This window comes from Streptomyces sp. NPDC048751 (genome assembly GCF_043198595.1).
Lineage (GTDB): Bacteria > Actinomycetota > Actinomycetes > Streptomycetales > Streptomycetaceae > Streptomyces.
In genome coordinates this window covers 453,658-477,854 of sequence record NZ_JBICUX010000002.1, presented here as the reverse complement: position 1 = coordinate 477,854, position 24,197 = coordinate 453,658, and the positions used below count along the sequence as shown (strand labels likewise).

The 24,197-nt window shown below is 70.7% G+C and carries 19 protein-coding genes; 14 read left to right on the top strand and 5 right to left on the bottom strand.

What is annotated here, in order from left to right:
* Positions 1-3: 3 nt before the first annotated feature.
* A complete protein-coding gene (locus ACGFNV_RS09050) occupies positions 4-1,629 on the bottom strand; it encodes an amidohydrolase family protein (RefSeq protein WP_393620702.1) in 1,626 nt (541 codons plus the stop codon).
* A 10-nt stretch (positions 1,630-1,639) separates the two neighbouring features.
* On the bottom strand, positions 1,640-2,905 hold the full coding sequence (locus ACGFNV_RS09045; protein ID WP_393620700.1) for an amino acid deaminase: 1,266 nt from the start codon (positions 2,903-2,905) through the stop codon (positions 1,640-1,642).
* Between the two features lie 132 nt (positions 2,906-3,037).
* Here ACGFNV_RS09045 and ACGFNV_RS09040 point away from each other — a divergent pair, with 132 nt between their 5' ends.
* The 5 genes from ACGFNV_RS09040 to ACGFNV_RS09020 all read left to right on the top strand — a co-directional run bounded on the left by ACGFNV_RS09040 (position 3,038) and on the right by ACGFNV_RS09020 (position 7,468).
* Entirely contained in the window at positions 3,038-4,102 is a 1,065-nt protein-coding gene (locus tag ACGFNV_RS09040) for a sugar kinase (protein ID WP_393620699.1), read from the top strand.
* The gene (locus ACGFNV_RS09035) at positions 4,099-4,860 is read left to right on the top strand and encodes an IclR family transcriptional regulator (protein ID WP_393620697.1); all 762 of its coding nucleotides are present in this window, start codon (positions 4,099-4,101) and stop codon (positions 4,858-4,860) included. Before ACGFNV_RS09040 ends, ACGFNV_RS09035 begins: the two co-directional genes overlap by 4 nt.
* A 52-nt stretch (positions 4,861-4,912) precedes the next feature.
* Complete coding sequence (locus ACGFNV_RS09030; protein WP_393620695.1) at positions 4,913-5,323, top strand: RidA family protein; 411 nt, start codon at positions 4,913-4,915, stop codon at positions 5,321-5,323.
* 115 nt (positions 5,324-5,438) lie between these two features.
* Positions 5,439-6,917 (top strand): GntP family permease, encoded by a 1,479-nt coding sequence (locus ACGFNV_RS09025; RefSeq protein WP_393620693.1) that lies wholly within the window; start codon positions 5,439-5,441, stop codon positions 6,915-6,917.
* Positions 6,918-6,982: 65 nt separating this feature from the next.
* Entirely contained in the window at positions 6,983-7,468 is a 486-nt protein-coding gene (locus tag ACGFNV_RS09020; RefSeq protein WP_393620691.1) for a hypothetical protein, read from the top strand.
* A 45-nt stretch (positions 7,469-7,513) separates the two neighbouring features.
* On the opposite strand, the gene ACGFNV_RS09015 is transcribed toward ACGFNV_RS09020, so the two are convergent.
* Positions 7,514-8,869 (bottom strand): M14 family metallopeptidase, encoded by a 1,356-nt coding sequence (locus tag ACGFNV_RS09015; protein ID WP_393620689.1) that lies wholly within the window; start codon positions 8,867-8,869, stop codon positions 7,514-7,516.
* Between the two features lie 372 nt (positions 8,870-9,241).
* Here ACGFNV_RS09015 and ACGFNV_RS09010 point away from each other — a divergent pair, with 372 nt between their 5' ends.
* The 4 genes from ACGFNV_RS09010 to ACGFNV_RS08995 all read left to right on the top strand — a co-directional run bounded on the left by ACGFNV_RS09010 (position 9,242) and on the right by ACGFNV_RS08995 (position 15,113).
* Positions 9,242-12,097 carry an ATP-binding protein gene (locus ACGFNV_RS09010; RefSeq protein ID WP_393620687.1) on the top strand — a complete coding sequence of 952 codons (2,856 nt, stop codon included), beginning with the start codon at positions 9,242-9,244 and terminating at the stop codon, positions 12,095-12,097.
* A gap of 94 nt (positions 12,098-12,191) precedes the next feature.
* Positions 12,192-13,109 carry an anti-sigma factor RsbA family regulatory protein gene (locus ACGFNV_RS09005; RefSeq protein ID WP_393620686.1) on the top strand — a complete coding sequence of 306 codons (918 nt, stop codon included), beginning with the start codon at positions 12,192-12,194 and terminating at the stop codon, positions 13,107-13,109.
* Between the two features lie 101 nt (positions 13,110-13,210).
* Complete coding sequence (locus ACGFNV_RS09000) at positions 13,211-13,693, top strand: ATP-binding protein (protein WP_393620684.1); 483 nt, start codon at positions 13,211-13,213, stop codon at positions 13,691-13,693.
* 85 nt (positions 13,694-13,778) lie between these two features.
* Positions 13,779-15,113 carry an Nramp family divalent metal transporter gene (locus ACGFNV_RS08995; protein WP_393620683.1) on the top strand — a complete coding sequence of 445 codons (1,335 nt, stop codon included), beginning with the start codon at positions 13,779-13,781 and terminating at the stop codon, positions 15,111-15,113.
* 6 nt (positions 15,114-15,119) lie between these two features.
* On the opposite strand, the gene ACGFNV_RS08990 is transcribed toward ACGFNV_RS08995, so the two are convergent.
* Positions 15,120-16,394 (bottom strand): hypothetical protein, encoded by a 1,275-nt coding sequence (locus tag ACGFNV_RS08990; protein WP_393620681.1) that lies wholly within the window; start codon positions 16,392-16,394, stop codon positions 15,120-15,122.
* 60 nt (positions 16,395-16,454) lie between these two features.
* Positions 16,455-16,961 carry a SigE family RNA polymerase sigma factor gene (locus ACGFNV_RS08985; protein ID WP_393620679.1) on the bottom strand — a complete coding sequence of 169 codons (507 nt, stop codon included), beginning with the start codon at positions 16,959-16,961 and terminating at the stop codon, positions 16,455-16,457.
* Positions 16,962-17,164: 203 nt separating this feature from the next.
* Between ACGFNV_RS08985 and ACGFNV_RS08980 the strand changes: the two genes are divergently transcribed.
* From ACGFNV_RS08980 to ACGFNV_RS08960, 5 genes are all read left to right on the top strand, one after another.
* Entirely contained in the window at positions 17,165-17,548 is a 384-nt protein-coding gene (locus ACGFNV_RS08980; protein WP_393620678.1) for a hypothetical protein, read from the top strand.
* Between the two features lie 364 nt (positions 17,549-17,912).
* Positions 17,913-18,503 (top strand): hypothetical protein, encoded by a 591-nt coding sequence (locus ACGFNV_RS08975; RefSeq protein ID WP_393620677.1) that lies wholly within the window; start codon positions 17,913-17,915, stop codon positions 18,501-18,503.
* On the top strand, positions 18,500-19,198 hold the full coding sequence (locus ACGFNV_RS08970) for a hypothetical protein (protein WP_393620676.1): 699 nt from the start codon (positions 18,500-18,502) through the stop codon (positions 19,196-19,198). Before ACGFNV_RS08975 ends, ACGFNV_RS08970 begins: the two co-directional genes overlap by 4 nt.
* The gene (locus ACGFNV_RS08965) at positions 19,198-23,895 is read left to right on the top strand and encodes a putative T7SS-secreted protein (RefSeq protein ID WP_393620674.1); all 4,698 of its coding nucleotides are present in this window, start codon (positions 19,198-19,200) and stop codon (positions 23,893-23,895) included. Before ACGFNV_RS08970 ends, ACGFNV_RS08965 begins: the two co-directional genes overlap by 1 nt.
* Positions 23,895-24,179 (top strand): YrhB domain-containing protein, encoded by a 285-nt coding sequence (locus ACGFNV_RS08960; RefSeq protein WP_393620672.1) that lies wholly within the window; start codon positions 23,895-23,897, stop codon positions 24,177-24,179. Before ACGFNV_RS08965 ends, ACGFNV_RS08960 begins: the two co-directional genes overlap by 1 nt.
* Positions 24,180-24,197: the final 18 nt, after the last annotated feature.

Sequence of the window (24,197 nt, the reverse complement as noted above, 5' to 3'; positions counted from 1 at the left end):
CCGTCACACGGGACTGCGACGGACCGCCCTCCCCGCCAGCACGTCCGTCCGCCGGCCGTCCTCGATCACGAACCGGCCGTCGACGAGGACGTGCGGAATGCCGGTGGGCAGCGTGCGCGGGGTGTCGTACGTCGAGCCCGCCGCCACCGTACGCGGGTCGAACAGCACCAGGTCCGCCCGGTAGCCCTCGCGGACCAGACCCCTGTCCGGCAGGCGCAGCCGGGCCGCCGCTCGTCCGGTGAGATGGGCGACGCACTCCTCCAGAGACAGGACCTCCAACTCCCGCACGTAGTGGCCGAGGTAGTGCGGGAACGTGCCGTACGCCCGCGGATGCGGCTTGGCGCCCTGGAGGATGCCGTCGGAGCCGCCCGTGTGGACGCGGTGGCGCATGACGGCCCGCACGTTCTCCTCGTGGCCGACGTGCTGGAGGATCGTCGGGGCGAGCCGGTCGTCCAGCAGCAGCCGACGGGCGGTTGTCCAAGGGGCCTCGCCGCGCAGGTCGGCGGACTCCTGGACCGTACGGCCCACGTGAGCGGCCAGTCCCGGGTCGCCGACGCCCGAGATCTCGATCGTGTCCCACTCGACGGGCACACCGTGGCAGCCGTCCGCGCCGAGCACCTCCAGGTGGTGGCGGATCCGCTCGGCGGTCTCCTCGTCCGCCAGGCGCCGCAGGATCTCGTCGGGGCCGCCCTCGCTCGCCCAACTCGGCAGCAGAGCGGCGAGGGTGGTGCTGCCGGGTGTGTACGGATAGGAGTCGAGGGTGATGTCGGCCCCGGTCGCCAGCGCCTCGTCGAGCAGCTGCAGCAACTCGGGCGCCCGGCCCTTGTTCACGCCGAAGTTCATCGTGGCGTGGGCGAGATGCAGCGGGCAGCCCGCCTCCCGGGTCAGCGCCACCATCTCCGCGTACGCCTCCAGCGCGCCCGCGCCGTAGGAGCGGTGGTGCGGGCAGTAGTAGCCGCCGTAGGACGCCACCACCCGGCACAGCTCGGTGAGTTCGGCGTCCTTGGCGTACATGCCGGGCGTGTAGGTGAGCCCGGAGGACAGGCCGACCGCGCCCTGCTCAAGGCCCTCGGCCACCAACTGCCGCATCCGGTCCAGCTCCCACGGTGTCGCCTCCCGGTCCTCCCAGCCGACGGCGAGCGCGCGGACGGTGCCCTGCGGGATCAGATAGGCCGCGTTGACCGCGATGCCCCGGCCGTCGATTCCCCGGTCCAGGCGGTCCAGGTACTCGCCCACCGACCGCCAGTCGAAGTCGATGTCGTCGCCGTACCCGTTCCAGCCGGTGATGGCCCGGCGGACCCCTTCCCGCGTGCGGTCGTCGACGGGCGCGTACGACAGCCCGTCCTGGCCCAGGACTTCGAGCGTCACGCCCTGCGCGGCCTTCGCGCTGTGGTCGGGGTCGCGCAGGAGGGCGAGGTCGCTGTGGGCGTGCATGTCGATGAAGCCGGGGGAGAGGACCAGGCCCTCGGCGTCCAGCTCCCGCATGGCCTTCGGCCGCTGGCAGCCCGCCGCCGCGGCCTCCTTGACGATCGACACGATCCGGCCGCGGTCGACCACCACGTCGGCGCGGTACGACGGTTCGCCGGAGCCGTCGACGACGTCCGCGTCCCGGATGACGAGCTCTTCCACGCCGTACCCCCTAGAAGAACGTGCGGACGTAGTCGACGACCGTGCCGTCCGCCTCGGCCACCGGGATCAGCTGCCACTTGTCGAACGACGTGCACGGGTGGGACAGACCGAGGCCCACCCAGTCACCGACCTCCAGGTCCGCCTCCTCGGTCGTGCGCAGCCAGGCGTGCTGGTCGGACAGCGCGGTGACCGAGAGGCCGGTGGCGGGGCGCTCGGTGCCGTCCCGGCGCACCACCTGCGCCAAGGGCAGGTCCAGGTCGTAGGCCGCGTCGCGCTTGCCCGCGTTGACGAAGGCCTGCTCGGCGGACGGACGGGACACCACCTGCGCCCACAGGCGGAACGCGGGCTCCAGCGCGCCCTCCTCGGGGACCCGGTTGAAGGGCGTCAGCCTGCGGTAGTGGCCGTCGTCGTGCGAGACGTAGGCGCCCGAGCGCAGCAACTTCAGTACCGGCAGGGAGAGTTCGGGGATCTCGGCGAACACCTCGGCGACCGTGTCGAACCAGGCGCTGCCGCCCGCGCTGACGACGATCTCCTCGACGCCGGTGAACCGCCCCGCCTTGTCGAAGCCGACGGCCAGCGCGACCAGTCGCTCCAGCCAGGCCCGCACCCGCTCGGGATCGGCCTGCGGCACCTCGCCCTCGTACCCCGCGACACCCACCAGTCGCAGCGTCGCCACGCCCGCCACCGCGTCCGCGACCGCCGCGCACTCCGCCTCGGTCCGCACGCCGGTGCGGGCACCGTCGCCGGCGGCCAGCTCGACCACGACGTCCACCGGGCGCGGTGCGCCCGCGAGAGCCGCGTCCATCAGCTCGACACCGCGCACGGAGTCGACGTAACAGACGAGACGGAAGTCGGGGTCGGCGGCGAGCTCGGCGGCGATCCAGCGCAGGGCGGCCGGGTCCACCAGCTCGTTGGCGAGGAAGACCCGCTCGATCCCGAACGCCCGCGCCACCCGCACCTGGTGCGGCACCGCCAGCGTGATGCCCCACGCGCCGTACTCGATCTGGCGCTGGAAGAGCTGCGGGGCCATGGAGGTCTTGCCGTGTGGGGCGAACAGCAGGCCGTGGCGGTCGGCGTACGTCTCCATGAGCCGCAGATTGTGCTCCAGGCGCTCCGCGGACAGCGCGAGGACGGGCGTGGCGAACCCGCCGGTGAAGAGGTTGCGGCGCTGGGCGGCGAGCTCCCCGACGGTCAGCCCGTCGGCGTCCGGGGGGAGGCCCTTGAAGCGGTGGTCGACACGTTCCTCGGCCAGGCGGGCGAGCGCTTCGCTGCTCATGCAGAGCCTCCTGATCTGGTGCGTTGCACTGAATGCAACGTCCATTGCGTATGTCGCTGACTGCTGTCTAACATCTCGCCCAACGCGGGGTCAACGAGGCCGCCGCGGCCCCAGCGAGGAGCTGAGACGATCGTGACCGCGACCGGACCCCGCAACGCCCCCGACGTCGTCGACGTCGTCGCGCTCGGCGAGTCCATGGTCACCTTCCTGCCCTCCCGTCCGGGCCGCCTCGCCGACGTCCCCTCCTTCGAGCGTGCCATCGGCGGCGCCGAGTCCAACGTCGTGTGCGTACTGGCGGCGGCCGGGCACTCGACGAGATGGGTCAGCCGGGTGGGGGCCGACGGCTTCGGCGACCACCTCGTCGAGGAGATCGGGTCGTACGGCGTCGACATCACGTCCGTGCGCCGTGACCCCGCGCGCCCCACCGGTATCTACTTCCGCACGGCGGGGGACCGGGCCACCGACGCCCACGAGGTGGCGTACTACCGCTCCGGCTCGGCCGCCTCCGCGATGTCGGGGGACACCGTGGACCTGGAGGCGGTGCGCGCCGGGCGCGTGCTGCACCTGTCGGGGATCACCGCGGCGCTGTCCGACGACTGCCTCGCCCTCCTGTGGGAGCTGACCGAGCCCCGCCCCGGGCGGCCGCTGATCTCCTTCGACGTCAACCACCGGCCGGGGCTGTGGCCCGACGCCGACGGCCCGCGCGTCCTGCTCGACCTCGCCCGCCGCGCCGACATCGTCTTCGTCGGCGCCGACGAGGCACGCGCCGCCTGGGGACTGCACGGCGCGCGCGCCATCCGGAACGCGCTGCCCGAGCCGGAGTTCGTGGTCGTCAAGCAGGGCAGGGGCGGGGCCGTGGCGTTCGACAAGGACACGGACGGCCTCGAGGACGCCGACGGCACCGTCACCCTCGTCCGTGCCCCCCGCGTCGACGTCGTCGCCGCCGTCGGTGCCGGGGACGCCTTCGCCGCAGGGTTCCTCTCCGCCACCTTGCGCGGGCTGCCCGTCCGGGACCGGCTGCGCCACGGCCACCTCATGGCCGCCGCCGCCCTCACCGCCCCCGGCGACCTCGCCACGCCCCCGGCCCGCGACCACGCCGACCGTCTGGCCGCCCTCGACGACACCGCGTGGGGGACACTTCGACTCGGCCCCGGCTGGACGCAAGCCGTGGCCCCGGAGGAGGTACGCACCCCATGAGCCAGACCGTCGACCGCGCCCTGAGCATCCTGCCGCTGCTCGCCGAGGGCCCCGCCGACCTCGGGCAGGTCGCCGACCGCCTCGGCGTCCACAAGTCGACGGCCCTGCGCCTGCTGCGCACCCTCCACGAGCACGGCCTCGTCTACCGCCAGTCCGACCAGCGCTACCGCCTCGGCGCCCGCCTCATCGCCCTCGCCCAGGAGGCGATGGAGAACCTCGACATCCGCGAGATCGCCCACCCCCATCTCGTACGGCTCAACGAACAGATCGGGCACACCGTCCACCTCGCCGTGTACGAGGAGGACGAGGTCCTGTACATCGACAAGGTGGAGAGCCGCTACCCCGTACGCATGTACTCGCGCATCGGCAAGCCCGTCGCCATCACCGTGGCCGCCGTGGCGAAGCTGCTCCTAGCCGACCTCCCCGAGCACGAGCGCCGCGCCCTCGCGGAGAAGCTCGACTACCCCCTCTACACGGCCCGTTCGACACCCAACGCGCCCGCGTTCCTACGGGAGTTGGAGAAGGTGCGCGAACAGGGCTGGGCCACCGACCTCGGCGGCCACGAGGAGTCCATCAACTGCGTCGCCGCCCCCGTCCGCGGCGCCGACGGCCGGGTGGTCGCCGCGATGTCGGTCTCCGCGCCGAACGTCGTCGTCACCGCCGACGAACTCCTCACCCTGCTCCCGCTGGTCCGCCGCACCGCGGACGCCATCAGCGGGGAGTACTCCGGCAGGACTCCAGCAAAGGACACCCTGTGAAGGACACCGAATGAAGAACACCGAATGAATGACGCCGAATGAAGGACACCTAATGACCGACAAGATCGCGCTGACCCCGAAGACCCACACCACGCCGCCCGCGAAGTTCTCGCACGGCGTGAAGAAGGGCAACATCCTCCAGGTCGCCGGCCAGGTCGGCTTCCTGCCCGCCGAGGAGGGCAAGCCCCCCACGCCCGCCGGGCCCACCCTGCGCGAGCAGACCCTCCAGACCCTCGCCAACGTCAAGGCGATCCTCGAAGAGGGCGGCGCGAGCTGGGACGACGCGATGATGATCCGCGTCTACCTCACGGACGTCGACCACTTCGCCGAGATGAACGAGATCTACAACACCTACTTCGAGGAACAGGGCCTCACCCAGCCCCCCGCCGCCCGCACGACGGTCTACGTCGGCCTCCCCGCGGGCCTCCTCGTCGAGATCGACGCGCTCGCCGTACTCGGCTGAGCGGCGGACAGCCTCTCCCACGTCCCCGCACGGCCCGGCGCCTCTCCCTTCCGGGGCGCCGGGCCGCGATCCCCCCTGCCCGAAAGCTCCATGCACTTAAGCCGAGGCCCCCCATATGTCCCTCCCGCTCGCCGCCCCCGCCCCCGCCGAGACCCCACCCCACACCGGAGGCCTGCTCCTCCTCGTCGACGGCACCGCCGGACTGCTCACGGTCGCCGCGATCGGCATAGCGCTCCTGCTCTTCCTGATCATCAAGATGCGGCTCCAGCCCTTCGTCGCGCTGCTCGCCGTGTCCATAGCCGTCGGCCTGCTCGCCGGTCTGTCCGTCACCGAACTCTTCGGCACCGTGCAGCGGTCTGACGCCGTGTCGACCATCGAGTCCGGCATGGGCGGCATCCTCGGCCATGTCGCGATCATCATCGGCCTCGGCACCATGCTGGGCGCCGTCCTCGAAGTGAGCGGCGGCGCCGAGGTGTTGGCGTCCCGGCTGCTCGGGTTGTTCGGCGAGAAGCGGGCGCCGCTGGCGATGGGTCTGACCGGCCTGATCTTCGGCATCCCGGTCTTCTTCGACGTCGGCATCTTCGTCCTGGCCCCGATCGTCTACGCGGCCGCGAAGCGCTCCGGCAAGTCGATCCTGCTCTACTGCCTGCCCCTGCTGGCGGGCCTGTCGATGACCCACGCGTTCCTGCCCCCGCACCCCGGCCCGGTCGCGGCCGCGGGCCTCCTGCACGTGGACCTCGGCTGGGTCATCCTCATGGGCGTCGTCTGCGGCATCCCGGCGGTGCTGGCCGCGTGGGCGTACTCCGCGTGGATCGGCCGGCGCATCTTCGTCCCGGTCCCGCAGGACATGGTCGAGGCGGCCGCGGAGGCGAAGCTCGCCGTCATCAACGAGCAGCGGGAGCAAGGCGTCGAGCCCCGTGAGGAGCCGGTGCCGCTCGGCACGGTCCTCGGCATCATCGGTACGCCCCTGCTGCTGATCCTCGCCGCCACCTTCTCCTCGATCGCCCTGGACCCCTCCACCGGCCGCTCGGTGATCGAGTTCTTCGGCCACCCCTTCGTCGCCCTGACGATCGCCCTGCTGCTCGCGTACTACCTGCTCGGCATCCGCCGCGGCTGGTCCCGCAAGTCTTTGGAGACCGTCTCGACGGCCTCCCTCAAGCCCATCGGCAACATCCTGCTGGTGGTCGGCGCGGGCGGGGTCTTCGGCGCGATCCTCAAGGCCAGCGGCGTCGCCCAGGCCCTCTCCGACACCTTCAACGACGTCGGCCTGCCCGTTATCGCCCTGTCCTACCTGATCTCGGTGGTCCTGCGCGTGGCCCAGGGCTCGGCGACGGTCGCCATCGTGACGACCGCGGGCATCGTCGCCCCCTTGTTGTCCGAGGGCCACCACTCCCAGGCCTTCGTCGCGCTCGTCATCATGTCCATCTCCGCCGGCTCCATCTTCGCCTCCCACGTCAACGACGGAGGCTTCTGGATGGTGGCCAAGTACTTCGGCATCACCGAACGGGACACGCTGAAGACGTGGACCGTGCTGGAGTCGGTCCTGTCGGTCGCGGGGTTCCTGGTGGCCGCTGTGCTGAGCCTGTTCGTGTAGGCGTCTGATAACGATGCAGGGGGCTGGCTGTGTCCCGCACAGGATCTTCGACCATACTTCCCGCTGTGGAGCAGCGCATAGGTTCGAGCAGCCAGCCCCTGGAGGGCGCCGGATTCGACCCGGCTTTCATCCCCGGGATCACGTCGCCGGCGACCGCGAAGCCGGAGGACGCCGTCGAGCACGACGACGCCGTGGAGCCGGAGGAGGTGTCCTCCGCCGAGGAAGCGGCGGACGAGCCCGCCGAAGAGGTGGAGGCTCCCGAAGGTCCGGTCTTCGAGGCCTCCGACCGTCGGGCGAAGATCGTCGCCGACCACAAGGGCGTCCACCTCACCCTGGACGACCAGCAGTGCGAGTTCCGCTGGGACGAGGTCGGCGCCGTCGAGACGGAAACCGCCCGCTTCGGCAAGCGGTTCACCATCACCGTCCACACCCCTGACCGCCGCTGGTACCCGATCGAGATCGAGGCGACGGCCAGGAGCGTCTTCAAGGAGTGGGAAGAACAGTTGGACGCGGTTCTGGACGCGTACTTCGAAGAAGAGGACGCGAAGTAAGGGGCGCGCGGCTGAGCCAATCAGCGGCTCCGCCGCGGGGCGCACCTAACTGCAGTACTGAGCGGCCTTCCCAATAGACCTGTACATGCAGTCCGAGTTCTCCAGCAGCTGCAACACCGCATCCCGGTTCCGAGCAGTCTCCCGCTCGATCACCTCGTCGGGCGGGTAGAACCCACCCTCGAAGCTGGACGACGGGTACATCTCGAACGTGTACGAGAAGATCTTCTGCGAGCCCCAGAGGTAGTCGTCGATCGACCCGTCCGTGATGTACAGGTCGCTGGACTGCTCCGGCGTGTACCCGTTGCTCGCCGCCATCTTCTGCCCGACCGCCTTGAACGCGGCGGCGTCGTCCGCCGTCATCCCGGTCGCCGTGTCGGAGTACGTGTACCCGAACGGCCACAACACCAGTTCGCTGTACGTGTGGAAGTCGATCCCCGCCGTGATCTGCTGCTTGCCACCGACCACCCGGCTGCGTACGAAGTCGGCGACGACCTTCACCTCGGGCGCGGACTCGGCGGAGGCGCCGCGGTAGGTCTCGGAGGACGTGGACCCGGAAGAGCCGCCGCAGCAGCCCCACTTGTAGTTCCAGTTGCGGTTGAGGTCCGTACCGACGTTCGACGAGCCGGAGTTGGGCTGCCGGTTCTTGCGCCAGGAGCGGTAGGAGCCGGAGGCGATGTCGTACTCGCCGCCGTCCGGGTTGAGGTCGGGCACGATCCAGATCTCGCGGCCGTTCACCATGTTGGTGATCCGCGAGTCGGAGCCGTAGCCCGCGCCGAGTTCGCGGAGGAGGTACAGCGCCATCTCGACCGTCAGGTGCTCACGGGCGTGCTGGTGGTGGGTGAACAGCACCTCCGGCTCGGCCTCGTCCGTCGCCACGTTGTCGCTGATCTTGATGGCGACGATGTCCCGGCCCTGGTACGACTTGCCGATCACCCGCTTGCTCATGATGTTCGGGTAGGCGGCGAGCCGCTGGTCGATCTCCGCGTTCATCTCGGCGTAGTTGTGGTACTTGGAGTCCGCCGAGGGGAAGTCGAAGAGCCGCGCCTCGCTTCCGGCGGCCCGGTCCGGCGCGGCTCCCAACGGGGCGATTTCGTACCCCCGTTGCCGTAGCTTGCGGATCTGGTCGGCGCGGCCGGAGACGACCACGGTCTCCTCGTCGGCCTCGTCGACGGACACGCCGGCGGCGGCGATGGCGGTGCGGGTGGCCGGGGTGTTGTGGTGGACGTGGATCTCGTACTGCCGGATGTCGTCGGCGGACGCGGTCGGCTTCTTGGCGCCGTCGGCGGAGGCGTCGGTGGCGGTCGCCGTGAGGGGAGCGGCGAGGGCCAGGGCCATCAGGGCGGTGAGCGCGGCGGTGCGTCTGCCGCTTCGGGCGCCCGAGCCGCGGATGCGAAGTCGCATGAAGTCTCCTTGTTTCTCCAGGGAGTCCGGGGTCTTCCGGACCGGGGAGTGGAGCGGGGGTGGTTCAGCGACGTGCTGGTGCGGGTGTGCGGCTCATCGTCGACGTATGGCATGAGCAGGTCAAGAGTGCGCCAAGGGTTTGGTGGCGCGAACCCCGTGGAAACCAGCCGCGGGCGGTGGGGCGGTGGGGCGGTGGGGCGGTGGGGCGGTGGGGCGGTGGGGCGGGCCGCGCAGTGTACGCGTGACCGCGAGGTGAGGGACGGGCACCGGTGAAGTGCACCCGCGGGTGTGACGGTGAGGTGCATATATGTGGGGCCGCGGGGAGAGTGGCAGTCCGCGCCGAGACCCACACCCCCAGAGGACTGGCTGATCATGGGCGGATCAGCGCCACGACGGGACTGCCACCTGCCGGTGGAGACGACCAGCTTCGTCGACCGGCGCACCGAACTGGCCGCAGGCCGCGAACTGTTGAGCCGGGCCCGACTGGTCACGCTCACCGGGCCGGGTGGCGTCGGCAAGACCCGTCTCGCGCTGCGCATGGCGGCCCGCCTGGAGCGGGCCTTCCCGGACGGCGTGCGCTTCGTACCGCTCGCCGGGCTGCACGACCCCGCGCTCGTACCGCTCGCCGCCGCCGACGCGCTCAGCCTGCGCGACCACTCCGAACAACCGCCGCTGGACGCGCTGGTGGAGCAGGTACGGGACCGCCGGCTGCTGTTGGTCGTCGACAACTGCGAACACCTGCTGCCGGCCTGCGCGCAGCTCGCCGCGGCCCTGCTGCACGGCACCCCGGGCGTCCGCGTCCTCGCCACCAGCCGGCACCGCCTCGGCCTCACCGAGGAACACCTCCTGGAGGTACGGCCCCTGCAGGTCCCCGACCCGGACGGCGACCTGACCGCCGCCGACGGCTACCCCGCCCTCGCCCTCTTCGCCGACCGCGCCGCCGCCGTCGTCCCCGGCTTCCGCCTGACCTCCGCCAACCGGGCGGCCGTGGCCCGCCTCTGCAGCCGCCTCGACGGCCTGCCGCTCGCCATCGAACTCGCCGCGGTCCGTATGCGCGTCCTCGACGTCGACCAGCTCCTCGAACGCCTCGACGACCGCTACCGCCTCCTCACCACCGGCAGCCCCGCCGTCCTCCCCCGCCACCAGACCCTCCGCGCGGCCGTCACCTGGAGCCACGAACTCTGCACCCCCGAGGAGCAGTTGGTCTGGGCCCGCCTGTCCGTCCTCGCAGGCACGTTCGACCTGGAGACGGCGGAGGCGGTGGGCGCGGACGAGACGGAAGGTGGGTGCGGCGGGGGCCGGGGAGCCACGGGCACCGGACTGCGGGACGAGGCGCCGCAGGGGGCCCGGGACGGCGGCACGGGTGGTGTGTGCCGCGCCGCCGGAGACGAGTGCCGGGGCGGTCATCCCGGTGCCGGCGGAGAGGGCGCCGGGTGTGTCGACGGTGCCGGAGTCGGTGGCGAGGGCGGGCGGTCAGCGCCGGACGGTGCCGGGGCAAGGCGTCCTGGGCGGGCAGCCCCGCCGCGGACCCGCGCCGCCGGGGACGAGTGCCGGTGTGGTCATCCCGGTGCCGGTGCGGAGGGCGCCGGGTGTGTCGACGGTGCCGGAGTCGGTGGCGAGGGCGGGCGGTCAGCGCCCGATGGCGCCGGGGCAAGGCGTCCCGGCCGGGCAGCCCCGCCGCGAACCCGCACCGCCGGTCCCCTCATCCGGGCTCAGGACGTGCTCGAAGCCGTCGCCGGGCTCGTCGACAAGTCCGTGCTGTGCCGGGAAGCCGGGCCCGATGGCGTGCGGTACCGGCTGTTGGACACGCTGCGGCACTACGGGCTCGAGCGGTTGCGTGAGCGGCCGGGGGAGGAGCGGGCCGCGCGGCGGCGCCAGCGGGACTGGATGCAGGAGCGGGCCACCGCCTGCGAACGGGCCTGGTTCGGGCCGGGGCAGTCCGCGATCGTCGCACGGCTGCGGGCCGACCGGGACAACCTGCGCGCCGCCCTCGACTTCAGCCTCACCGCCCCCGGCGAGGTCCTCGCCGGCCTGCGCCTCGCCGGCACCCTCTGGTTCCACTGGCACGCCTGCGGCGTCCCGCGCGAGGGCCGCTACTGGCTCGACCGCGCCCTCGACGCCAGCCCCGCCCCCACCCGCGAACGCGCCCGGGCCCTCTGGGCCTCCGGACTGCTCGCCGGCTGCCCGGAAGACCTCACCCGCGGCCTGCGCCGCGCCGAACAGGCCCGCGACCTCGCCCGTCGGCTCGGCGACGCCGCCGAGGCCGCCCACGCCGAGTACGTCGTCGGCGTCATCCGCCTCTTCAGCGACGACCTGTCCACCGCCCTGGACCACTTCCGCACCAGCGTCGCCCGCGGCCGCGCCCCCGGCCAGCACCTCAGCATGGTCGGCCTCGACCACGTCGAGCTCGCCTGCGCCCTGTGCTTCCTGGGCGAGGCCGACGAGGCGATCCAGGTCTGCGAGGAGACCCGCCGCCTCTGTACGGAGCACGGCGAGAAGTGGGTCCTGTCGTACGCGCTGCGGATACTCGCCCTCGCCCACACCGTGAAGGGCGACTGGTGGGACGCCGAGCGGCACGCCCTGGAGGCGCTGCGCCTGAAACTCGTCGTGCACGACGTCCTCGGCATCGGCCTCACCCTCGACCTGCTCGCCAGGATCGCGGCCGAGCGCGGCGACCACGACCGTGCCGCCGTCCTGCTCGGCGGAGCCGACCGCGCCTGGGCCGACGTAGACCGCAACCGCTTCGGCTCGGCGGCCCTCAACTCCACCCGCACGAGCAGCGAGGCACGCGTGCGCGAGGCGGTGGGCGGCGCGGCCTTTCACCTTGCCCACGAACGCGGCGCGGCCCTCAGCCTCCACGACATCGTCGGGTACGCCCTCGGCGAGCACGAGAAGGGCCACGGCTACGAGCAGGACCAGGACCCCGAGCACCGGCCCGGCCACGAGTACGTCCGGGCCCAGCCCCCCTCCCAACCGACCCGGGCCACGCACACCCTGCCCGACCCCACCACCCGCGCCCCGGCCCCCCGCCCGGCCCACGGCGTCCGCCTCACCCCGCGCGAGACCGAGGTCGCCGAACTCGTCGCCCAGGGCCTCGCCAACCAGCAGATCGCCGACCGCCTGGTCATCGCCCGCCGCACCGCCGAAGGCCACGTGGAACGCATCCTCAGCAAACTCGGCTTCAGCAACCGCAGCCAGATCGCCACCTGGGTAACCGCCCAACGCTGACCCGGCCCGACACCCCGTCCCCGTCGCACCCCCACCACCACCCGTCCACATCCCACCCCCCCCAACGCCCCCCCCGCTCACAGCAAGGGAACTCATGACCGCCCAACCCGCCCCACCCCCGGGATCGTTCGACCACCGCATGGCCGTCTACGGGTCCGACGACGCCTTCCTGGCCGCCGCCATGCCCTTCCTCCGCGAGGGCCTCGCCGCCACCGCCGAACCCCCGCCCGTGGCCATCGCCGCCCCCGACAAGCTGGGCCTCCTGCGCGACGCCCTCGGCACGGGCGCCAAGGACATGGACTTCGTGCCGCACACCGACTGGTACACCGGTTCCGCCGCCAACGCCGTGGCCCGCGGCGCCGGTTACCTCGCCGAGCACGCCGGCCCCCAGGGCCGTATCCACCTCCTCATGGAACCGGTGTGGAACGGCCGCGCCGGCCGCTCCGCCCGCGAGAGCGCGGAGTGGATCCGGTACGAAGCCCTCGCCAACCTCCTCTTCGCCCCCCTCGCGACCACTGCCCTGTGCGCCTACGACCTGCGCACCGCGGGCCCCGCCGTCGTCGCCGCGGCCCGCCGCACGCACCCCGGCACCGGCGTCTACGAGGACCCGGTGCGTATCGCCGCGGAGCTGGACGACGTACCGCTGCCGCCACCGCCGTACGACGCCGAGCACCTCCGCGAGCCGAGCCCGGACGGGAACGCCGTACGCGCCTGGGCGGCCGGGCGGGGGCTGCCGGCGGCGGACGCGGAGCTGTTCGCCACGTCCGTCACCGAGGCGGCCGCGCACCTCGGCGGCCCGCTCACCACCACCCTGCTGTGGGGCGAGGCACCCGCCTGCGTCTGCGAACTGCGCTCACCGCGGCGCGTCGACGACCCGCTCGCCGGGTTCGTCCCGCCGCCCACCGCGGAACTGGAGCCCGGCCAGGGACTGTGGTTCGCCCGGCAGGTGTGCGCGTACGTCGACGTCCGCGACGACGACGCCGGAGCGACCGTACGGCTCCAGTACGCCTAGTCCTGACACCTGACCCTGACCCCCGGACGGGCTACGGCGCAGGTATGGAAACGGGTAGTCCTCCCCGTGTGCCGTACGCCCCCGCCGGACACGCTGGAAGCATGCTGCGACTCTCCGCAGGGTGCCCCCCGGACCCCGACCCCCAATACGGCGCGTACCCCCAGCCGCCCCTGGGGGCAGGGCACCTGAGCGTCGAGTACGACCCCCGTCCCGCCGCCGTCCGCGAGGCCCGCGCCGAGGTCCGCAAACAGTTGGAGGGATGGGGCCTCGCGGAGCACACGGACCTGGTGGACACGGCGGAACTCCTCGTGAGCGAGCTGGCCACCAACGCCCTGCTGCACTCCGCGAGCCGCTTCCGGCTCACGCTCTCCGCCGCGCACGGCGTCCTGCGCTGCGAGGTGGCCGACACCGGCCGCCGCACCCCGCAGGTGCTCCAGGCGGGCGGCGCGGAGAGCGGTCGCGGGATGTTCCTGGTGGACGCGCTCGCCCGGCGCTGGGGCTGCCAGCAGGACGGGCCGGGCAAGACCGTCTGGTTCGAGCTCGGCACCTGCGGAGACGACGGCTGCGGTCGGCGACAGCCGTAGCGCTCCGCCGAGGTGGACCCCGACAGCTCGGGGCCCACGCAGAGCCCTCTTGTCAGCCGAGGCACTTTGCTGTTTCTTGACCCCCATGGCGGACACCACGGGTAACCCCACAGACACCGAGGCACCATCCGGTACCAACCCCACCCCCCACAAGTCCAGTTGGCGGTACATCGGCCCGGGCATCGTCGTCGCGGCCACCGGCGTCGGCGCCGGTGACCTCGTCGCCACCCTCATCGCGGGCAGCAACTTCGGCTACACCCTCCTCTGGGCGGCCATCGTCGGCTGCCTGGTCAAGATCTCCCTCGCCGAGGCGGCCGGCCGCTGGCACCTGTCCACCGGCCGCACCCTCTTCGACGGCTGGGCGAGCCTCGGCCGCTGGACGACGTACTTCTTCGCCGTCTACGTCGTCGTCTGGGGCTTCGTCTACGGCGCGGCGGCGATGTCGTCGAGCGCGCTGCCGCTCCAGGCCCTGTTCCCCGACGTGATGGACCTCAAATGGTGGGCCGTCGCCTGCGGCCTGTCGGGCCTGGTCTTCGTCTGGTTCAACAAGTACGCCGTCTTCGAGAAGGTCATGACGGTGCTGGTCGGCGTCATGTTCGTGGTGACGGTGTACCTGGCGATCCGGGTCACCCCCAACCTCCCCGACGCCTTCGCCGGCCTCCTCCCCGTCCTGCCCGACGAGAAGGACTCCGTCCTCAACACGCTGGGCCTGATCGGCGGCGTCGGCGGCACCATCACGCTCGCCGCGTACGGCTACTGGGTCAACGCCAAGGGCTGGACGAACACCGGCTGGATGAAGGTGATGCGCCTCGACAACCGCGTCGCCTACGCCACCACCGGCATCTTCGTGATCGCGATGCTCTTCGTCGGCGCGGAACTCCTGCACTCCGCGAACGTGGCCATCGCGAGCGGCGACAAGGGCCTCATCCAGCTCGGCGACATCCTGGAGGCGGAGTACGGCCCGGCCACCGCCAAGTTCTTCCTGATCGGCTTCTTCGCCACCTCCTACACCTCCCTGATCGGCGTCTGGCACGGCGTGAGCCTGATGTTCGCGGACTTCGTGGCGCGCTACCAGAAGCGCAACGGGACCACGGGCGAGGCCGGGGGCGAGGAGGTCGCGTCGGGCGAGCGCGAGCGCTCGTGGCCCTTCCGCGCCTACCTGCTGTGGCTGACCTTCCCGCCCATCGTCCTCCTCTTCCAGGGCCAGCCCTTCCGCCTGATCATCCTCTACGGCGTCCTGGGCGCGGCCTTCCTCCCCTTCCTCGCCGGTACGCTGCTCTGGCTCCTCAACTCCGGCCGTACGCCGAGGCAGTGGCGCAACGGCGTGCTCAGCAACGTGATGCTGGCGCTGGCCGGCCTGCTGTTCCTGGTCCTGTGCGTGAAGCAGGTCTGGGACCAGCCGTGGGCGGAGTTCTTCTGACGTCGGTCACCGCAGCTGCAGCCACTTCGGGCTGAGGGCGATCTCCCGGAGCTGCTTCATGGAGAGGGCCGGGATCGGGCGGGTCGCGTCGGTGTTCTGCGTGCGGGCGTTGAAGGCACTGATCACCACGCGGTACCCGTCGGTCCGCATGGTGTCGACGGTCCACATCACGACCCCCGACCCGCCCTTCTCGCCCGGCCCCTGCCGCTCCATCACCTTGGTGCCGTCGGCCAGCGTCTCGGAGCCCTTCCCGTAGAGCTGGTCGGCGACGTCCCGCATGTCGGGCTGCACGTTGATCTGGACGAAGCTCTGCCCCTTGCCGTCGTCGACGATGACATAGGCGTACTGGCCGTCCTCACCACTGTGCCGGACCACCTTGAGCCCCTTGGGAAGCAGCCCGAGCAGCGTCTGCGGCACCGCCTTGCCGCTCGGCGCGTCGGCGGGCGGGGTGGGCTCCGCGGGCTGGTGAGGGTCCTCAGGAATGGCGTCCACCACCTCGCGCCACTCCTTCGCCGCGACGAACTCCTTCAACTGGGCCGGTGAGAGCGGTGGTTCGGGTCGGCTGATCGGCGAGTCCTTCTCGGCCGCGGCGTTCCACTCGACGACGCTCACGTGCTGCCCGGTCGCGGAGACGAGGTCCGCCGACCACATCTTCGTGTCGACGCGCCGGTCCGGGTACTCGTACCCCTTCACCACCCTGACCAGGGACCCGTCGGAGAGCCGGCTCACGGTGCAACCGTCCATCGGTACGAAGACCTCGTCCGGGCACTTCCCCAGCTCCCCGGCCTCCTGGCCGCCCGGCTGGATCCGGTCCAGATTGACGGAGAGGGCCGCGGCGCCCTTGCCGTCGTCGTATACGCCCTCCACGCGCGGCGGCAGACCGGCCTCGTCATGCGTACCGCGCGCCTGCGTGTCGCTCAACGTCCCCTTGGGCAAAGCCTCCTCGAGCATCCGGATGAGCTGGGTCCCGTAGACGGGGTCCTGGCGGGCGGCTGGAGTGGCCGTGCTCTTCGGCGGAGCGGCGACACGGCTGGTCCCCGGCTCGGGCGTACCGTCCCCCGGCAGGAGCAGCGCCCCGCCGACCCCGACGAGCGCGAGAGAGGCCACCCCACCCACGACCGCGGCCCGCCGCCGCAGGCGCAGCCGGCGCCCACGGGCCTGACCGGCGTCGGCGAGCGCGAGCCGGTCGGCGTCGAAGGCACCTCCCGTGTCGTGCAGGGCGGCGGAGAGCTGGTCCTCGAAGGGGCTGCTGCCGGGGTCACTGTGCTGGTTTACGGGCATGGCGGAACCACCGTTTCCGGAAGGTCGAAGGAGCTGAAGTCGTGGAGGGAGGTTGATCCGTCAGGGTCTGGCGTACTCGCCGATGTCCTCGCCGAGCAGTTCCCGCAGCCGTGCGAGGGCCCGCACGCACCGCGTCCGCACCGCCGCCGAGCTGGCGTTCATCGCGTCGGCGGTCTCCTCTATGGACCGGTCCTCCCAGTACCGCAGGACGACCACGGCGCGGTCCTTGGCGGGCAGCCGCGCGAGCGCCTGGAGCAGCGTCAGCCGCAGCGAGGCGTCACGGTCGGCCCCGGCCCGCTCCGGCAACACCTCGGTGGCCCGCTCCCTGCTGCTGCGACGCCGCTGATGCGCGAGGAAGGTCCGGGTGAGAACGGTCTGCGCATACCCGGCGGGGTTGCCGACCCGACTGACCCGCCCCCATCGCACGTACAACCGCCCCAGCGTCTCCTGCACCAGGTCCTCGGCGAGGTACGTGTCGCCGGCGGTCAACAGACAAGCGGACCGGTACAGATGCCCGGCCCGAGCCGCCGCGAACTCCGCGTACTCGTCCGCGCGGGCCTGCCTCATGCGTGTTCCCCCTGTGGGTGTGGTCGCTGGGACTGCCGTCCTCACCTCATTGATGCGGTGGGGGAGGGGAAATGTTTCACAGGGGACGCAGAGTTTTTCGCGAGGGGCCGACCGGGGCCGAGAGGGGGCAGGCCGGGACGACCCGACGCCGTGCGGGTAAGTTCCCGTAGGCAGGCACAAGGGCGAAACCCCGGGGGAACCCCATGACCCACCCAACGTACGGCCACCAGCCACCACCCCCACCCGGCTTCGGCCCCCCACCCCCGCAGTACGCGTACCCGGCACCACCCCCGCAGACGGCCCCCTCAGGCCCGGAGTTCCTGGCGGTCGACCGCCACAACTCCATCGTCGTCGACCCCTCGGGTGTCGCCTTCGAGGACCACGACATCACCGCGGAGTTCCCCTGGCAGGAGATCCGCAGCGTCCACTTCAAGGCCAGCCCCAACGGCAAGGCCCTGATGATGGCCGTCGTCCACATCGACGGCAGGTTCTACGAGTGCGTGGTCACCGCGAAGCCCAGGGAACAACTGGGCCAGTGGTTTGCCCAGTTGGCGGCGGTGCTGGGGTATTACCGGCCGATGGGGTAGTCGACTTCGCCCTCATCGGAAGGGGATGTTGAGCCACGGGCTGCCGGGGTCGGCCATCAGGATGCGGTGGGCGTCGACCATGTCGGTGCACCACTCGTCTCGAGGTAGGCCCCCCAGTCGTCCCGCGACTTGGCCTCCAACAACGCCTGCTCGATGTCCGTGGGAGGTATCCAGACAGGCGGGTTGACGGGCCCGAGACTGGCAGGTGGCGGACCGAATGACATGCGGTGTTCTGTCCTTCACGGAGGTGCGGGAGTGCAATTATGCCGGTTCTGTGCCGTGCACCATCCGGCATGCATCGCTCACCACATGGAGTTGGGCCCCGCGTTGCGTTCCGCAACACGCCGGTGTGATGATTTCGGGCATGGCTGATCACGGGGGCAGCGGCCCGCAGGAACGTGGACGCAGGTCGCGGCTGGACGACTACGCGGAGATGGCCGAGCCGGCCGCCGCGGACGGCGAGACCCCGCCCAGCGGCACCGCGTCACCGACGCCCGCCCCCGCGCCGGAACCCCCCGAGCAGCCCTCGACCACCACGGCCCCCGCCACGGTCCCCGCCCCGGCCGAATCGGAAGACATCGCCCGCGCTCGCCGCGAATTCGGCGCACTGCTCGGCGAGTTCCGCCGGACACCCGTACTCGTACCGCTCGACAAGGACGAGGCCCCCCTCGTCGGGGACTACGGCGGCATCCGCTGGATCTACGCCTTCTCGGACGAGTCGGCGCTGGCCAGGTTCGCGATCGCGAGGGGCGAAGGCGAGCGGGAGTGGGAGTACCGGCGGGTGCTGGGCGCGCGGTTGCTGGACGCCGGTGTCCCGGCGACGGGCGTGCCGACCGGGGTGGCGCTGGACGTGGGCAGCGACGGGGACGGCGTGCTGTTCCCGCCGGTGACGGGGATCGTGCCGGACGCGGCCGCGGTGGACGCGGAGACGGTGGACGGGGAGGAGACGCGGTGAGCGGTGAAACCGGCGGCAGCGGCGGCAGCGGCGGCAAGGACCTTCAGGCGGTCGGCCTCGAATCCATCGCCCAGGGCATCACGATGACCCTCTCCGAGCTGAAGGAGCTGGGCATCGACAGCATGGCCGGTTCCGGCCGTGGCTTCGAGGAGCTCGCCCTGTCGGGGCTGGAGTTGGGGCATGACGGTCTGACCTCGGCCTTCAAGTCGTTCTGCGAGCGCTGGGAGTGGGGCGTGCGCGACCTCGTGATCGAGGGCAACGTCTTCGCGCAGAACGTGGGCCTGTCGGCGGGCACGATGTACGAGACGGACCAGTACGTCGAGGGCGCCCTGAAGATCGGTGCCAACTCCCTGGTGGGCAATCCGTACGCCTCCGAGGACGAGGTCACGCAGATGGGCTGGCGCCAGATCGCCAACACCGGCATGGACTCCATGAGAAACCCCGACTACAGCGCGGAGTCCTTCGAGCAGGCGTGGGATAACAGCAAGCAGGGCTGGAAGGACGCGGGCCGCGATGTGATGACCTCGCAGGCGATGGCAGGACCCATCCCCGGCCCGCTCAACCTCCGGCAAGCCGCGGGTGTGAGTGACGAGCAGTACGAGACCTTCCTGGACGAGACCTTCGGCCCCTCCGCGGAAGAGCGGGCTCAGCAGCAGCAACTGCAGCCCCGACAGCAGGGCGAGGAGACCGGCTGATGGGCCTCGGCGATCTCGTCAACGGGGGTCTGGACAAGCTCGAGGACGGCTGGGACGCGGGGAAGAAGCTTGTCGGTGAGGGCATCGACAAGGGCACTGACCTCATCGGTGCGGGTCTGGAGAAGGTCGGTGCGGATGACTGGGCCGACAAGGTCGAGGACTTCGGCGACGAGCTGGCCTCGGACCTGGGCGCGACCCCGGGTGAGCAGCAGCTCGGTCAGAGCGACCAGGCGAATGAGCTGATCCATGGCAATCCGGGCACGATCCGTGCCTCGGCGTCGCATCTGAAGGATTTCCGCAAGGGGTTCGACAAGGTCGGCGAGGGAATGCGCGGCCTCGATTCCTCGCACTGGAAGGGTGCGGCCGCTGACACCTTCCGTGAGAAGTTCGCGATGCACCCGACCAAGTGGCTGCACGCGGCGGATGCCTGCGACAAGGCGGCGAGGGCGTTGGAGGACTTCGCCGACACGGTGAAGTGGGCGCAGAGCCAGGCCCAGGACGCCATCGACCTGTACAAGAAGGGCAAGAAGGCCTCGGACGACGCGGTGACGTCGTACAACAAGCGCGTCGACGCCTACAACGCCAAGGTCAAGGCGAACGAGGATCCGGGCCCGCGCCCGGAACCGTTCAAGGACCCGGGCACGGCGGACATCAAGCGGGCTCACGAGATCCTGGCCGAGGCCCGCCGTCAGCGCAACGACGCCGGCCGCACCGCCGCCACCTCCGTGCAGGCCGCCCTGGCGCACGCGCCCGCCGAACCCCCGGCCCTGGACCGCCTCCGTGCGAACGCCGAGGACGGGTACGTGGCGGTCAACACCGAGATCCTGCACGTCGCGGGGGGTGTGGTGAAGGGCGGTGCGGGATTGATCAACTTCGCCCGCGGCCTCAACCCCCTCGACGGCTACAACATCACCCACCCCGCCCAGTACCTGCAGAACGTCAGCATGACGCTCTCCGGCCTGGTCTCCACGGCCGCGCACCCGGAGCGGGCGGCGAAGTCGATGTGGGAGGGCTTCAAGAAGGACCCCTCCGAGGGCATCGGTCGCCTGATCCCCGAACTGATCGGCACCAAGGGACTCGGCCTGGCCCGGGGCGGACTGCGGACCGCGGTCAAGGAGGGGATGGAGGAGGCCGCCGAGCAGGGGGCGCGCAAGAGCGCGAAGGACGCCGCGCAACACTCCCGGGCCGGCGAAGCCGTGGAAAGCAAGGGCACCGACCCGATCGACCTCGCCACCGGCAGGATGTACCTGCCGCAGACCGACGTCACCCTCCCCGGCGCCCTGCCCCTGCAACTGACCCGACGGGTGGAATCCGGGTACCACCTGGGCCGCTGGTTCGGCCCGTCCTGGTCCTCCACCCTCGACCAACGCCTCGAGATCGACGCGGAGGGAGTCGTCCTCGTCACCGAGGACGGCCTGCTCCTCGCCTACCCGCACCCGGCACCTGGCCTGCCCACCCTCCCCTCACACGGCCCGCGCTGGCCCCTGGACCGCGAGGACGGCGGCTACACGGTCACCGACCCGCACACCCACCGCATCTGGCACTTCGCCGACCGCGGCGACGACCTGGCGGTCCTGGAACAGATCGACGACCGCAACGGCAACTGGATCACCTTCGAGTACGACGCCGAGGGCACCCCGCTGGCCGTGACCTCCAGCGGCGGCTACCACGTCCGGGTCACCACGGAGTCGGGCCGCGTCACGGCCCTCCACCTCGCCGCCACGGGCGAGGAACTGAAGCGCTACGCCTACACGGACGGCAACCTGACCGAGGTCATCAACTCCTCAGGCCTGCCACTCCGCTTCACCTACGACGAGTCCGGCCGCGTCACCTCCTGGACGGACACCAACGAGCACACGTACACGTACGAGTACGACGGCCAGGACCGTTGCACCGCGCAGGGCGGCACCGACGGGCACATGAGCCTCCGGCTGGCGTACGGCGAGAGAGACCCGGAAACCGGGTTGCGGACCACGACGGCGGTCAACGGCGTGGGCGCGGCACGCCAGTACCACGTCAACGATCTCCACCAGATCGTCGCCATCGTGGATCCGGCGGGGCACACCCGGCGCTTCACCCGTGACCGGTACAACCGCCTGCTGTCCGAGACGGACGCCATCGGCCGTACCACTGCCTGCCGGTACGACCCTCAGGGGAACCTGACGGAGGTCATCCGCCCGGACGGACGGCGAACGACGTTGTCCTACGACGACCGTGGGCTGCTCACGCGCATGGGGCGCCCGGACGGAGGCTCGCTCCGTCAGGAGTTCGACGCCGTCGGCAACCGCACGTCGGTCACCGACTCAGCCGGCGGCAGGCAGACCTTCACGTACGACGAGCACGGGCATCTGCGCGGGGTGCGCGACCAGTACGGCAGGTTGACCGAGATCCGCTGCGACGCGGCTGGTCTGCCCGTCGAGGTCCGCGATCACGCCGGCAACACCATGCGATACGGGCGGGACGCCTTCGGCCGCGTCACCACCATCACGGACCCCTTCGGTGCGACCGGTGAGGTGGAATGGTCCGTCGAGGGCCATGTCACCCGTCGGCGCAATCCGGACGGGACCGAGGAATCGTGGACGTACGACGGCGAGGGCAACTGCCTCACGCACACGAACACGGTCGGCGGAGTCACCCGTTTCGAGTACGCCCAGTTCGACCTGCTGACGGCGCGCACCGAACCGGACGGCTCCCGTTACGAGTTCGCCTACGACAACGAACTGCGCCTGACCCGGGTGACCAACCCCCACGGCCAGACGTGGACCTACGAGTACGACGCGGTCGGCCGGCTCATCACCGAAACCGACTTCGGCGGCCGCGTCACCCGCTGCTCGTACAACGCCGCCGGCGAGCTGACATCCCGAACGAACGCCCTCGGCCAGGTCGTCTCCTTCGAGCACAACGACCTCGGGCAGGTCGTCCGCAAGAGCGTCGACGGGGAGGTGTCGACGTACACCTACGACTTCACCGACCAGATCGCGCACGCCGCCAACCGCCATGCTGAACTCTCCCTCCTGCGCGACCGGCACGGCAACCTGGTGTCCGAACGCATCAACGGCCGTGAAGTGGCCTACCAGTACGACGAGTTCGGGCAGCTGACCGGACGTACGACGCCGTCGGGTGCCGTCAGTGCCTGGGAATACGATCCTGACGGGAGGCCCTTCCGGTTCACGGCCGACGGTCGCGTGATCGCACTGGAATACGACCGGATCGGCCGCGAAGTCGGTCGCCGGTTCGGCGAGTCGCTGAGCGTTTCCCGGTCGTTCGACGCGATGAACCGGCTGGTCTCCCAAGCGGTGGAGCACTCCCGCCGGCGTATCCAGTCGAGGACCTATGCCTACCGAGCCGATGGCAGCCTGACCAAGGTCGATGACCAACTGAGCGGTGTTCGGCACTATGAACTCGATCAGGCAGGCCGGACCACTCGGGTCAGCGGGGACGGATGGGCGGAGTCCTACGCGTACGACCAGCTGGGCAACCAGACAGCCGCCGACTGGTCCGCGCGGCAGTTCGGCGACGACGGGTGCGGTGATCGCGCCTACCAGGGCGCCGACCTGGTGCGCGCCGGCCGGATCCGATACGAGCTCGACGCCGCGGGACGAGTCGTGCTGCGCCAGAAGACCCGGCTCTCCCGCAAGCCGGACACCTGGCGGTACAGCTGGGACGCGGAGGACCGGCTCACCGAGGTCGTCACCCCGGACGGCACGACATGGCGGTACCAGTACGACGCCCTGGGCAGACGCATCGGCAAGCAGCGCGTCGCCGCGAACGGTGTCGACGTACTGGAGCAGGTGGACTTCACCTGGGACGGCGTCTCCCTCTGCGAGCAGACGACCACCTGGGGAGACTCGCGTGACTCACTGACCCTGACGTGGCACCTCAACGGCGGCGAAGCGGTTGCCCAGAGCGAGCGCAGGGCCATGGCGACGGCCTCGCAGGAGGAGATAGACACCCGGTTCTTCGCCATCGTGTCCGATCTCTCGGGGTCTCCCTGCGAGTTGATCGACGAGTCAGGAGAGATCGCCTGGCGAGCCCGGTCCACGAACTGGGGGAAGCTCTCCTGGTCGGTCGGGAGCCAGGCCTACACCCCACTGCGTTTCCCGGGGCAGTACTGCGACTCCGAGACCGGCCTCAACTACAACTACTTCCGGTACTACGACCCCGAAGTCGGCCAGTACGTCAGCCTGGACCCCCTCGGCCTGGCCCCGGCGGCCAACCCGGTCGGGTATGTTGACCGGCCTTCTGTTTCCTGCGATCCGCTCGGCCTGGCCCCACAGAAGTCGCCGATCCCGCCGAAACCGTACGAGAGCCCCAACTTCCCTGACATGGCAAAGCAGTTCAACCCCGAGGGCGGGAACACGAACTGCACCTTTGTAGCCGACGCATTCGAACGGTACATGCGCGGCGAGGGGATCAAACCGGTGCCCGGAGACATGGGGGGACTCCAGTCCCTTGATCGCCTGGAGCATGTGTACGGGGCGAGCTTCAAGAAGACCGATTTCTGGAACATGGTCGACCACATCAGAAATTCGGGGGACGGTGCCCGCGGTATCGTCGCAGCGAGGCCCGGTGAGGGAATGCCGGGCCACGTATTCAATATCGTGAACCAGCAGGGTCGGGTGCTCTTCATCGACATGCAGACGGGATTTGTCGACCCTACCCTTTACAATACATTCAAGCTGCTGAGGACGAACTGATGTACACGCAGGAACAAGCAGAGCAGTTGGCCGCGGATTTTCTCCGACGGGAGACTGTCGGATCGGATCGCGAGGCTGTCCTGGTGGACAAGGAAAGCTCCAAGGGAGAGAAAGGCGACTCCTTCTACTTCACCTATACTTCTGTCGAATATCTAGCCACTGGGGACGACAGGCATCTCCTTTATGGCCCGCCCGCCATCGCGGTGCACAAGGCGACCGGCGAGAGTCGATGGGTCGGTATGCAGGAATTCTCGGAAGTAGACCCTTTCGATCGCCGGAAGTGACAGGTGACCCGGTCTGAT